This window comes from Chitinophaga silvatica (assembly GCF_003419895.1).
Classification (GTDB): Bacteria; Bacteroidota; Bacteroidia; order Chitinophagales; family Chitinophagaceae; genus Chitinophaga; species Chitinophaga silvatica.
This window is the reverse complement of record NZ_QPMM01000001.1, coordinates 972,446-986,520: the sequence shown is the minus strand read 5'-3', so window position 1 is coordinate 986,520 and position 14,075 is coordinate 972,446. Positions and strand designations below refer to the sequence as shown.

General features: G+C 37.3%; 8 protein-coding genes. 6 read left to right on the top strand and 2 right to left on the bottom strand.

The genetic code is table 11. From position 1 onward, the window contains the following. Positions 1-10: 10 nt before the first annotated feature. The 6 genes from DVR12_RS03855 (at position 11) to DVR12_RS03830 (ending at position 8,068) form a co-directional block, all read left to right on the top strand. The gene (locus DVR12_RS03855; protein WP_116974124.1) at positions 11-685 is read left to right on the top strand and encodes a response regulator transcription factor; all 675 of its coding nucleotides are present in this window, start codon (positions 11-13) and stop codon (positions 683-685) included. Then, entirely contained in the window at positions 682-1,968 is a 1,287-nt protein-coding gene (locus DVR12_RS03850) for a sensor histidine kinase (RefSeq protein ID WP_158563194.1), read from the top strand. Before DVR12_RS03855 ends, DVR12_RS03850 begins: the two co-directional genes overlap by 4 nt. 59 nt (positions 1,969-2,027) lie before the next feature. After that, entirely contained in the window at positions 2,028-4,442 is a 2,415-nt protein-coding gene (locus DVR12_RS03845; protein WP_116974122.1) for an outer membrane beta-barrel family protein, read from the top strand. 114 nt (positions 4,443-4,556) lie between these two features. Beyond that, the gene (locus DVR12_RS03840) at positions 4,557-5,009 is read left to right on the top strand and encodes a DinB family protein (protein ID WP_116974121.1); all 453 of its coding nucleotides are present in this window, start codon (positions 4,557-4,559) and stop codon (positions 5,007-5,009) included. Positions 5,010-5,032: 23 nt separating this feature from the next. After that, the gene (locus tag DVR12_RS03835; protein WP_116974120.1) at positions 5,033-5,563 is read left to right on the top strand and encodes a GNAT family N-acetyltransferase; all 531 of its coding nucleotides are present in this window, start codon (positions 5,033-5,035) and stop codon (positions 5,561-5,563) included. A 93-nt stretch (positions 5,564-5,656) separates the two neighbouring features. Next, complete coding sequence (locus tag DVR12_RS03830; protein WP_233522121.1) at positions 5,657-8,068, top strand: ABC transporter permease; 2,412 nt, start codon at positions 5,657-5,659, stop codon at positions 8,066-8,068. Positions 8,069-8,312: 244 nt separating this feature from the next. On the opposite strand, the gene DVR12_RS03825 is transcribed toward DVR12_RS03830, so the two are convergent. After that, complete coding sequence (locus tag DVR12_RS03825) at positions 8,313-12,878, bottom strand: caspase family protein (RefSeq protein WP_116974119.1); 4,566 nt, start codon at positions 12,876-12,878, stop codon at positions 8,313-8,315. Continuing rightward, positions 12,868-14,073, bottom strand: a complete 1,206-nt coding sequence (locus DVR12_RS03820) for a hypothetical protein (RefSeq protein WP_116974118.1) — start codon at positions 14,071-14,073, stop codon at positions 12,868-12,870. Before DVR12_RS03820 ends, DVR12_RS03825 begins: the two co-directional genes overlap by 11 nt. Positions 14,074-14,075: the final 2 nt, after the last annotated feature.

The following is a 14,075-nucleotide window of genomic DNA, read 5'->3' as shown; positions in this document are numbered from 1 at the left end:
AATTCGATCAATGAAAATTCTGATCATTGAAGATGAACAGGCTTTAGCACAGGACATAGTAGCCTACCTATCAGAACAAAACTACATTTGTGAAATTGCCGGCACCTACCAGGAGGCTGCCGAAAAAATTGGTATCTATACCTATGACTGTATATTGCTGGATCTCATGCTTCCCGGTGGAAATGGTATGGATTTATTATCGCTGTTGAAACAGGAAAATATAGAAACAGGAATTATAATCATATCTGCAAAAAATGCCACTGAGGATATTGTTCAGGGCCTTAGAATCGGGGCAGATGATTATCTGGCCAAACCTTTTCATCATTCAGAATTATCTGCAAGAATTCATTCAGTTATCCGTCGCAAACAATTCAATAATTCGAATGTCATTCAACAAAATGAAATAAAAATCGACCTGCTCGGAAAAACTGTAACTGTCAACAATCAGGAAATAACCCTCACTCCAAAAGAGTTTAACTTACTACTATTCTTTATTGGTAATAAAAATAAAGTTTTATCTAAAGGCGCCATCGCAGAACACTTGTCTGGCGACCTTGCAGATATGTTCGATAATTATGATTTCATTTACGCTCATGTAAAAAATCTAAAGAAAAAACTCCAGGAAGCCGGAAGCAATAATTATTTGAAAACAGTGTATGGCACAGGTTATAAATGGGAAATATGAGTAAGCTGTTAAGTAAACCATTCAAAGCCTTTTCAATCTACGCGCTGATTATTTTAGCCGCCAGTATTCCTGTTTACTATTGGGTTGTAGATCATATCTGGAAAAGTGAATTAGACGAACATAACCTGATTATTAAGGAAAGAATAGAAAAAAATGCTACAAATGAGCGATTCGATATCCAGCAAATTGAAGCTGTACTGGATATCTGGAATGCGCTGGAACCCGGAGCCAGATTATATCCTGTACCAGCTACAGCAGTGAGACCAGATAGTATTTACACCATTTACAGAAAACGTGATTTTGGAAGCGATAAGCAAATCGACCGGTTCAGAGGGTTGTCTTCATTTCTAACCGTTCATGGTAAAACCTATCATTTAGAGATAGAAACCAATATTGAAGAAACTGAAGAAATTATCCTTGCTATCGCTATTGTTACCACATTTTTCTTCCTGATGCTGGTAGTCGGATTTATCATTCTAAACAGGAATATCTCCCAAAGAATCTGGTCGCCTTTTCGTAAAACATTAGAAAAGCTACAGGCCTTTGATCTTACAGCCAATCAGGAACTGCATCTTGGCAGCTCTGAAATTGAAGAATTCAGCGCACTAAATAGTGCTATCGATAAATTGATTGAGAATAATATCAGCGTCTTTAATGAACAGCGAAGGTTTTTGGAAAATGCCTCGCATGAACTGCAAACTCCGTTGGCTATACTAAAATCGAAGATCGACCTATTATTACAAACTAAAGATATTACCCAGGATCAATCACAACTGCTCAACGATATTGAAATTCCAATGGCCAGGGTATCCAGGATCAGTAAAAATCTTTTACTACTGGCCAAAATTGAAAACAAACAGTTTCAGGATACCACACAAATTTCGATAGCTGATATTGTAAACGAAAGCCTCGATCTGCTGATCGAATATCTGGAGGATAAAAAATTAATCTTAACTGAAAATATTACTCCGGGAGTAAAGGTTTCTGCCAATAAGTTTTTACTTGAAACATTAATTAACAATTTGCTGATCAATGCAATCAGACATACCCCCGCAAATGGTCAGATCACTATTAATCTGTTTAACAACAGCTTAGAAATTAAGAATACAGGTACAGCTCCCCTGGATGCTGAAAAACTTTTCAAAAGATTTGCCATTTCCTCAAAAGACAGTATCAACAGCGGGCTGGGATTAGCCATAGTAAAAGAAATTACCCTCCGGTATCAATGGAAAATCATTTATTCATTTAAGGATGAAATGCATAGATTTTCGGTTGAATTCTAATTTCGCATTCAGAATATCTTCTAAATTGAGTAGCATTTTTGTATAAATAACCGACAAAAATGCCAGGAAAAAAATACATTTCATTACTTACTCTGCTGATCATCTCCCTGGGCCTGAATGCCCAGATTAAATCTGTAACTGTATCCGGGGTAGTTAAAGACGCCGATAATAAAAAACCAATGCCTTATGTGAATGTAGTGCTTAAGTTGGCCAAAGACAGCTCCTTCATTACTGGCTCTGTGACAAATGAAAATGGCAGGTTCTCACTCCCATCCATAAAGCCCGATAACTATCTGCTTACCGTTACATATACAGGTTATCTCAATAAAATTCAACCCATATTTGTTGGCAGTTTGTCGGAATTTATTGAGATGGATAATATTGAAATACAACCCAACGTTAAAATGCTCCGTGAAGTAAATATAGTTGCCGGAAAACCTGAAAACGTTGATAGCCGCATGGATAAGAAAGTTTATTCAGTAGCCAATAATATTAGTCAGGCTGGTGGTTCAATATTACAGGCTATGCAAAATCTTCCGGGGGTTACTGTACAGGATGGGAAAGTGCAGTTACGGGGAAATGACAAGGTAGTGGTGCTTATAGATGGAAAACAAACGGCATTAACCGGATTTGGAAGCCAGACAGCACTTGATAATATCCCTTCCTCCGCAATAGAGAGAATTGAAATTATCAATAATCCTTCTTCAAAATACGATGCCAACGGAAATGCAGGTATTATTAATATAATCATGAAAAAGAATAAGGAGGAAGGGTTTAACGGGAAAGTGGGATTGGCCACCGGACTAGGCTCTCTATGGGAGCGACAGGCCAATTTACCAGGCATCAGACCTCAATATCATCTGACACCCAAAATCAATCCATCCCTTTCTTTAAACTACCGTAAAGAAAAGATCAATACTTTCCTTCAGCTCGATAATTTATATACCCAAACCCTTAACAAAAATGAATTCGTAACCCGCACTTACGAAGATGGTGAAGTAGTGCAACAACAAACCAAACGGAATAGAAATACCAATTTCTTTAACTCCAAGGCGGGGATTGACTGGCAAATGAACGAAAGCAATACATTTCAGTTTTCCGGGTTATTTGGTACAGAAAAGATCATAGACAGAGGAGATCAGCCGTTTTTCAATGCCAACCTAACAGAAAGAAGAAGGTTATGGCAATTCCTGGAAGATGAGCTTAAAACTACGGTCATGGGTATTGCAACCTGGCAACATAAATTTAAAGAGCCAGGGCATTTGTTTAATGCAGGCTTCAATTACACCTTCCACCGGGAAGATGAAAAGTATTTCTTCGATAATATAATGCCTGCCTATACAGGTAAAGATGCTTTCAAACTCTTATCAGACGAGCATGTTGCCGATCTGAACATAGATTATATAAGACCCTTAAAATACGGAAGGATTGAAACAGGCCTGAAATTCAGATATCGCAATATTCCTACCGATATGCTTTTCATTCCAGGCATTCATTCTCCCCTGGATACTACCGCAGGTGGATGGGCTACCTACAAGGAAACAATTCCTGCTATTTATGGTAATTACATTTTTGAGAATAATAAGTATGAAGCCGAAATTGGGATGCGTGTAGAATATGTAAATATTGAATATATCGTGAATCCGGAGCATAATACCTATAAAAGTTCTGGTTACAACTATATGCAGCCCTTCCCCAACATCAGACTTGCCTATAAATTTAACGACAGAAACAAAATCTCTGCTTTCTATACCCGGAGAGTAGACAGGCCAAATGAGGTTGACATTCGTATATTCCCTAAATATGATGATGCCGAAATCATTAAAGTGGGTAATCCTGAGTTAAGGCCTCAATTTACCAATAGCATTGAATTGGGATATAAAACAAGCTGGCAGAATGGAAGTTTTTATGGCGCTGCCTATTATAAATTTGCAAATGGCACCATCACCAGAATTTCAAGTATTATTCCCGAGAGTAATTTGATTTATGCAATATTCCAAAATGCCGGCCGAAGCAGTAATAGTGGCCTGGAAGCCGTTTTCTCACAAAAAGCCTCTAAAACTGTTACTGTTAATCTAAATATGAATGGATACAGGAATATGATTGATGCATTTACAGTAGAAAATAAATATCCTAAACCTAATACCTACAGTGCCGCTAAGGAATCTATAATTTCGGGTAACATCAAACTAAATACACAGATTCGCCTGCCTCAAAACATAGAAGCTCAGATAACCGCGATTTACCTGGCACCAGATATTATTCCTCAGGGAAAAATAGGATCTCGATTTTCAATAGACCTGGGTACAAAAAAAGTGATTCAAAAAGGCAAAGGAGAAGTATTCCTGAATGCAACAGATCTATTAAATACTATGGTAATTAAAAAGGAAATTCGTGGGCAGGGTTTCTCATATACAAGTAAGGACTTTTATGAAACACAGGTAGTGAGGATAGGTTATAATTATAAATTTTAGGTTGATGATGGTGGTTTGATGAGGATTTATTTTAGTCTCATCAAACCACCATCTATCAATCTAATATCAAAGTAAAAACTAATTATACTAGATTGCGGGTAAATTAATACCCAAATGGAAAATTCTATACAACCCTCTATCGAGCGCCTGGACTGGCTCTTAAAAAATATCCCATCAAAATTTGCTGCCATTGAACCTACAGCCTGGGAGTTAAAACCTCAACCCAGTAAATGGAGCAAAAAAGAAATACTTGGCCACCTGATCGACAGTGCCGCCAATAATCATCAACGATTTGTAAGGATTCAATTTGAGGAAACTCCTACCATCCGTTATCAGCAAAACGATTGGAACAAATTGAGCAATCATCAGCTACAGGATGCTGAAGTTTTGGTTAATGCATGGTTACATTATAATACTTTTCTGAAAGGTATAATACAACAGATTCCGGTAACGGCACTTTCAAGGGAAGGGATAGGTGGAGAAGGTATTCCATTTACACTTGCATATATTATTCAGGATTATGTTTCACATATGGAACATCATCTCAGGCAGATTATGGAATACTAGTTACTTTTGCAAAAACGAGAACCATGCAATTTTCTATACAGCCAATACTTGAAAATGAAAAAGTGAAGTTGGTACCACTCCAGGAAGATGATTTTGAAGCATTATATGCAGTAGCTTCAGATAAAAAAATATGGGAACAACATCCCAATAAGGATCGCTGGCAGAAAACCGTATTTCAATCATTTTTTGAAGGCGCCTTAAAAAGTGGAGGTGCTTTTAAAATCATAGATAAATCGACTGGTGAAATTGCAGGTAGTACCAGATATTATGATTATGATGAAAATCATGATAGTATCATGATCGGCTATACATTTTATGCAACCAGGTATTGGGGCTCCGGCATTAATCCATCTGTTAAAAGATTAATGCTGGATTATATTTTCCAATATGTTAGCCATGTTTTATTTCATATTGGTGCATCCAATCTTCGTTCCCAAATTGCGATAACACGAATAGGGGCGGTAAAAGTTGGAGAAGAAACAGTTGCTTATTATGGAGAACCATCCCGACTTAATTTCGTTTATGAAATAAGAAAATCTGAGTATCGTAAGTAGTCATGTTCACTTTCGGACGTAGCTGTATCGAAACTGGACAAATTTCCTACCTCCTTTTGCGGCCAAATGGCCTATTTTCAATACTTTCGTAAGATGGCACCGTCTTGGAGCCAGGTAGACAAAGTTTACCAATTTATGATTACGAATTATCTGAAAACAGCGCTGCGGAATCTAAAGAAGAACAAAACTTATAGCTTTCTGAATATTTTCGGATTGAGTATCGGTATTGTTTGTACCAGCCTGATTCTCCTATGGGTAGAAAGTGAGATGAGTTATAACAACTACTTTAAGGAGAAAGATAATACACATTTAATTAAGTTCAATTGGTCGTTAAATAATCAAATCCGTACTTATACCTCCACTCCAGGCCCATTAGGTCCTACCGCCATGGCTGAAGTACCGGGTGTAACCAGCTTTTGCCGCAGTACGGAAGGACTCAGCACCAGCCTGTTTAACTACCAGAATAATCCGGTATATAGTGGAGGAAGATATGTAGATACCTCTTTTTTCAGAATGTTTGAATGCCATTTCCTGGAGGGCTCTCCTACCACAGCATTTAGCAATCCGCATTCCCTTGTAATTACCCAAAGGACAGCTGAAAAATTCTTTAAGACACCTAATGATGTTGTTGGAAAAACCATCATGGTAGATAACAGAACGGTATATACTATTACAGGGTTAGTGAAAGATATTCCTGATAACTCATCAGTCCGGTTTGGTTGGTTGGCTCCATTGTCATTAGCTTATGAAGGCAATGACAGGCTTTTAAAGTGGGATAATTTCTCCCTGGAAACCTATATTCAGACCATTCCAGGTGCCGATCTCGGGCAGATTAAAACCAAACTGGATAAAATTGTAAAAGCCCAGCCGGCAACTCCGGGTAACTCTGTTGTGATCCTTAATATGAAGGATTGGCGTTTACGCAATTCCTTTAAAGATGGGATGCAGTCGGGCGGCCGAATTGTTTACATTCGCCTGTTTATCATTATTGCAGGAGTAATCCTTTTAATTGCCTGCATCAACTTTATGAATCTTGCTACTGCCAACAGTGAACAAAGAGCTAAAGAAATTGGGGTTAGAAAGGCTTTGGGAGCAGGAAAGAATACGCTGATCAAACAGTTTATTGGAGAATCGGTCTTGCAGGCATTTCTTTCTACTGTGCTTGCCATTATAATATTGGCCTCAGTATTACCGGCATTTAATGCAGTAGTAGGCAAAACGCTTACCCTAAACCTGCTGGAACCCAGCCACCTGATTGCCCTGGTTAGTCTTACCCTCTTCTGCGGTATTATAGCAGGCAGCTATCCGGCGCTCTATCTCAGCAATTTTAATCCGGTGATCATCCTTAAAGGTTTGAGGATTAAATCGGGGGGAGCCACTTTTGTACGTCGTGGCCTGGTTATTTCCCAATTCAGTATTTCTATTACTCTAATAATTGCCACCTTAATTATCTACCAGCAAATTCAGCATGTCAAATCCCGTGATCTGGGATTTAAGGTAGATCATTTACTGTCTATCGATATTACCAATGATGTAGTAAAAAATTTCCCGGCAGTAAGAGAGGATCTTTATAATACTGGCGTAATAGATAAGGCTGCTTTAGCAGATCATAATCCCCTTTACGATGGAAACAGTACAGATGAAGTAGAATGGGAAGGTAAACCTGCCAATCTTAAGACCATTACCTCCATGCGGTTTATTGGCCCTGGATTCCTGACCACTACAGGAATGACCCTATTAGAAGGTAAGGATTTTACCAGGGATGCAGACGATAGTACCAATGTGATGGTAAATGAAGCAATGGCCAAACTAATCGGACCAGGAAGTCCGGTTGGCAAATCATTATATATGCCAGCCGGGAATCAAAAGATTACATTTCATATAGTAGGTCTGGTTAAGGATTATGTGTATGGCGATATGTTTGGGAAGCCAGACCCTGTCATGTTCCTGGGCATTCCTTCAGGTACAAATACTATTTATGCGCGAATGAATTCAAAGGTAGCTCCAGAACAGGCGTTAGAGAAAATTGGAGCTATTATGAGGAAATATAACCCGGCTTATCCGTTCTCCTACGAATTTACCGATCAGCAGTTCGATGATATGTTCCAGAATGAAATGTTGATGCAAAAGCTTTCCAGGATTTTTGCCTCCATTGCCATAATTATTAGTTGCCTGGGATTATTCGGACTTTCTGCTTACACAGCAGAACGCCGAACAAAAGAAATAGGGATTCGAAAAGTGCTTGGAGCCTCTACTATTAATATAGCGAGATTGCTATCTTTTGATTTTCTGAAACTGGTTGGAATTGCGATGCTGATCTCCTTCCCATTTGCCTGGTGGATGATGCACCATTGGTTGCAACAGTATCAGTACAGAGTAAACATTGGCCCGGCAGTATTTCTCTTTGCAGGGGTTGCAGCCACTGGCATTACTATACTAACGATTAGTTATCAGTCGATTAAAGCGTCAATTGCCAATCCAGTAAAAAGTATCAAAACTGAATAAAATAATTAAAGGATGTCTCAGATTTGAGACATCCTTTCTTTGGGGCTTTAAGTTCAATGAATGCATGTCTTGATACCTTCCGGTTTCAGACCATATATAGCCTTACCATTGTTATATTCTTGGCCGTTGAACCTCTATTCTGTACTATATTATTCTAATCAACTGCTGTTGTAATAGTTTGATTGATTATTATAGCGTAGGTTTAATATCTTTTGAAATTTTTTTTGCCTATCAGAAGTAATAGTTACTTTTTGTCATCAAGGCTTTCCAGTATTTTTATTACAACCCTGGCAATATCTGTAGCTTCCTGAGGCGACGTTATTTGCCTGAATAATTCACCCATGAACATAGGTAAGGTTCTATTGTCCGACATTATTTCGTACGCTTTTCCTGCGAAACCTCCGGTTGTAGGGATAGGGATTACTGGAATATCTGCCTCCTGAGCTAATTTAAAAGCGGTTTCAGTACCTGTTAGCCCTTCAATTAAAATTACTGCACCCGCAGAATTTACTGCCTTCTTAAACCAATCTGTACTGAACATTTCCTGTTGTCTGTAAGTATATCCAATTGTATTTGAATTACTTAATCGAACCCAATTTATATAACCTTTATTTTCCAGTCTTTCCTCATCTATAAATGCCGAATAGGCCTTAAATACTTCATTCACAATTCCAGGCCAATCGCCTGTAACCAGGCCGTATCCTTCTTTAGCCAATTGGGCTCCAATAGCATTACTCACATACTTTAATTCCGGTGAAATATCTTCTGTTCTATTTCCTACAACCAGTACCCATTTCTTTTTGAAAACCCAATGCAGATTAACTCTTACCGGATCATAATTAATTGGAATTTCAACACTTTTTGTTAGAACATTACCTACAGAGAATGAGTATAATCCGGTTGGAAGAATAGAAGGTTCCAGCTTTCTCTTTATCTGTATTTGTTCTACAATTTCATCTCCTTTTCTGATCACTAATTGCTGTCCAATATATTCGTCTGCGAATTGGCAATAAATATCTTGCTTTAATAATTCAGCTGATAGAATTTCAATATTTCCATTGGCATTAAACTGCAAAGATTGTTGAACAACATCAGTACTTATCCTGGAATTAAGGTAATTATTCAGACTATCAGTAGTAAGGTATCCGGCATCATTAATTGCTTCACCTTCTAAACCAGCCAATAAACTATCTATAAATAAGGTTCTTTCATTTCTTCTATGATAAGTTTTTTGGAAGTATATAGCAGAGGAAAAGATCGTATTTCCGGAGAAGGAATGCCCATTAAATTGGGGTAATACAGGGGTTCCAATGTCACCAACTTCCAGATCAAGAAACATTATTATCTTTTTGTATGCATTCTTAGATACTAAGTTGGTAAAAATGTATCGGAAATCGAAAAAGAAATTCTTCTCTTCCCTGTTGGGAATATAAATTCCATATCTGTTTAACTGCTCTGAAGTAGTTTCACCACAAATGTATATATAAAGAATTTCTTTAGCTGTGGAATCATCTTCAATATTCACTCCATTAATTACATGATCTAAAACTGGGAGTGATATCATATCCCATTGTTCTGTTCCTGAGGTTAACAGCTTTACATTCTTCTTATCTAGCCTCCCACCACCAGGACTTACAAGCCAATCTCTGAAGCGCTCGGCATTTCTGGAGGCATAGGTTTCATATTTATAATCTATCCCCAAAACTAACGCAGCACTTGATGTTTCAGTTAAATCCTGCGTGGATTGATGAATAAGATGTTTGGTTTTCTCATAAACATTGTCAATGACGGCATTTATATCTACCTCATTTTCATACGAATAAATTGTGACCGGCCACGGAATATTGAATTTGAGTGACTGGAATTGATAAGCATTGGTAGATAAACAAAAAATAGGAATATCCAAAGCAAAAGCCACAACAAGATGTTTATGAATCTCTTTGAAAGGTTCTGAATATGGTAATATCTGGCCGTCGAGTTGTAAGAAAACAATATCTGGCAACGGCCGTCTGAATTGATTTACGTTAACAGTTTCATCGATATATTTTCGAACAGAAAGATTGATATTTTTATTTTCCAGTCCTGCTTTTAATAGTCCAAACCTCTCATATTTAAATTCCTGATTAAAATATAAACGGGCATATAAATTTTCCTTGGATACAGTTTTATTCAGGTTTATAAGATCAGAATTAATCTCACTAGTTGAATTTTCTCCTGCTGTTAGAAATAAGGTGTTCCAATTGTCTTTATGCACAACAAACATTGGTGTTTGCCAATAATGCTTTTCCCCCATTATATGTGCCTCTATCACTTTCCGAAGCAACTGTTTATAGCTGATCTTCGCATTTTCACGAATAAGCGATGAAACTATATCCGTTATAGTTCCTTGAGAGTGCACCGTTTCATAACACAACTCTTCCAGCTGTGTAGCCATGAGTGCAAAGTGCTTCGGATTATTCTCATCAATCCATTCCCGACTCCCACTGGGAGTTTCCAGTATTAATATGATATATGGATTATATTTTGCAGCAGTAATACAGGATCGGAATTCTTCAGCTGTAAGGCAGGCATCAGACTCGTCACCCTTGCTCATTAACGTATAGTCGTAGAATAATATCTTATTCTCATTAGCCATATTTATTCCATAGCCACTAAAATAAAATAACACTATTTCATCTTCCCTGGCCACACTCAAAATACTCGTCAAATGCTGCATAACAAGGTGTTTTTTCACCTCATTATTAACCAATAAAGTACAAGCTGTACTTTTAAGCAAACCAGACTCCGTACAAGCGGCATAAAGTTTATTTACATCATTTACCGGTGAAATTAAATTCACGAATTTGTCTGCATATTCGTTTATTCCAAGCAACAAGCCATGTACATTCGTTTTTGTCTCCCAATCAGTTTCATTGTATTTTTTTCCAAACCTTGCAAGTTTTTTTACCTCCTGCTTTAGCGCATACTTTGTTTGCTGTTTATCTTGCGTATTTCCATAATATTTACACGGTAATACTACATCATTTTCTGGTATAGGAATGGGTGATGATTCAAAATCATCCATTAAAAAATACTGTAGTTTTACATCCCAAGCTATAGCAACTGATTTCAAAAACCTAATGATTCTGCTGGTTTCTTCGAAATCTGTACTTCTGGTAATCCCTATAAAAAAAGTATTGGCGAAGCGTAAAGAACCGAGTAGTTTAATCCAGGTTGCTCTACTATAAGCAGGATTTATTAAATCTTTCCATTGATAATAATGGTTAGAACAATGCTCTATTCTCAGATCCAGGTCAAGTCTTCCATTCTTAGTCAACCAAACAACTGTCAATAACTTACTTGCCTTCAATTTCACAATTGATCGAAAGAAGAACATTTCATCTGAAGCATTCGTTACTCCTATATCATTAAGATATCGATTACGGGTAGTTGTAAAATCTTCAAATTCTTCCTGCTTATACCCCAAATAACTCATTATTTGTGGCTGGAGGTCTGGTTGGGGAAAATCTAAAAGTAAAGGCTTTTCCCAATCTTCATGCATTATATTAAACTGAGGGAAATCAATATTGGTTTTTCTATAGATTTTCAAAAACTCATTTAGCACTAACTTATAAAATAAAGCGCAGGTAATCGAAGTATCCTGGATCTTTGTAAGTGTCTTTACAATAATTCTGGAACTTACGTGGAGTATTCTTACTCGGGGGTGATTTATCATTAACCAGGGAGAATCTGGCCTTATCCCATCCAATATGAATAATATCCTAGGTAATCGTTCACCTATCTCACTAATCATACCCTGAAATATATCTGAATAAGTATTTATCAAACTATTTCGGGGATCAATAAAAATAAAAATACTATCCTGAGCTTTACAAACCTTAAAGAGATCAGCTAACACACTAAAAAACATCCTACTTTTCCGATCATTTATTATTTTCAAATACTCTTTTGATTCAATTACTTTTTTTCGAAGTAATATTTCAGCGATCTGTGTAACTTCTTTAAGTTCATTTTTATTATCGGTACTCAGATCTATAATGCCATAAACTATAGGGGCGCGATCAGCAACATCTATCACTTCTTTTGGCATCGAAACTACCTTACTTAGTTTATTGCTTAAAACTGGTGGTAGACTTATACTTATACGTATACTTTGCCCATCATTCTGGTCGGATACAACTAATTGCTTTTCAGAGCCCACATTTGTTTTATCATAGAATGCCTGCCCAACCAGGTTGGCGAAATGGCGATCATTTAACTGAAGGGTAGAAATGAGATTAGCAATTCCAATTCCCCGGCTGGTATTGTTTCTTTGAACTTCCCGGGCTAGTGATTCAAGTATTTCATTTGCTGCAACCTGTTTATCTATTTCCATTATAGCTGTCCATTGCTGGGCATCATAATAGTTGTTCCAGGAAGCACCCATTGTATTGTGGCGGGAGTATTGATATAAGAAATTGGCAAGTTCCCTGATTTCATCCGCACTCCTTTTTAATCTTAGCTTCAATAATAGGAAATGTCTTACTTCAGCTTCGAGTTCATAAACTTCAGCACTTGTTTGCCGGAATAGATTGCTAAGAATGCAGTCATTTACCACCATTGCATCTATCTTACAAATAACTCCATTTTCTTCGAAACTGTTAAAGTTAGCCCATAGCTGGTACAACAGATGTACGGTAACCGCCACAGGGAATGCGGCAAGTTGAATTAGCTGCATATGATCTCCATTGGGATAATAATCCCTGAAACGTTTATCAAATGCCGCAACCGACTTTTCGGCTATTTCCATCTTATCTGTATCAATAACCATCAGTTTCTTTTTGGTACAACGATTTCCCTTTATAGAAAGATACCATACTGCCTAAAGTATCGCTGGTTTCAGTTCCTACTTCAAACATCTTCACCAGATTGCTTATTTCATCTGCAGAAGTTCCTTTCCAACGTTTCTTTGGAACAGGGTTTAACCAGGCAATTTTATGCCGTCTTAACCGATAGAGTAACCAATTAACATTTTTAATCCGTTCTTCATTATAATATCCTCTCGCAGCGCCGGCATCACTAATGATAAGGATATTACCGGGATTTCTGGAAGCTAATGCGTTTAATTTAATACTACGGGTTCTTTCGGGGTTGGTGAATAAATGATCATCGGGATAATTCCTGAAATAAAGAACCTCGCCTTCATTTTTTAGTCCACCTGCCGTTGCGCATTGCACAAAAGCATCTATCAGATCCTTAAATGCCACCATTGATCCCTGATGATCTATCAGGAGTGTCCACCGGGTTACAAATCCTCCCTGATCATGATATTTATAATCCCGGAAATACCCTTTATTAGCAACAGCCCTTACCGTTGAGGGTATATCAATAACAGGGTAGCCAATACCCTTTACCTTATATCTCAGAGAACGGATCGATTGTTCGATAAACCGGCTACCAACCGGCAAATATTTGTTATTAAGAGTATACTGGCGATCGGAGAACAGGTTGTTAAAATTTTTTGTTCCTATCTGTTTGTTTCCTTCACTTTGTTTGCTGCTTATATATAAGCTTAGTTCACCCTCCTGCTGCTGTTCTTCTATTTTATTTTGTATTTTATTCTCTTCAGCTTTGGATTTACTCTTAAGAATATCATTTAAATTATCTTCCTTCTGTGTAGTATTATCTAAACTATCGTCAATCGGATTATTGGTTTGGATATCGGAGGTAATTTCTGGTTTCAATACTTCAGCTACAATATAGTTTCTAAGGTTCCGGTCCAATATTTCTTCCAATACTCTTTCATTAATCTTATGATTACCTTTATGGAAAGGCTTTAGCCAGATTTTTTTACAGAGAAATATCAACTCTTCTTTGGTTGAAAGACCATATCCTCTCTTCCAGGTATCAATAAGTAATAAATAGGAATCCAGGTCAATTCCTCTTCGGGATTGATTTGCCTCCAGCTTCATCAATTCAAAAAATGACTGCTGTAATGGGATTTCTATAATATTATCATCAAACATCT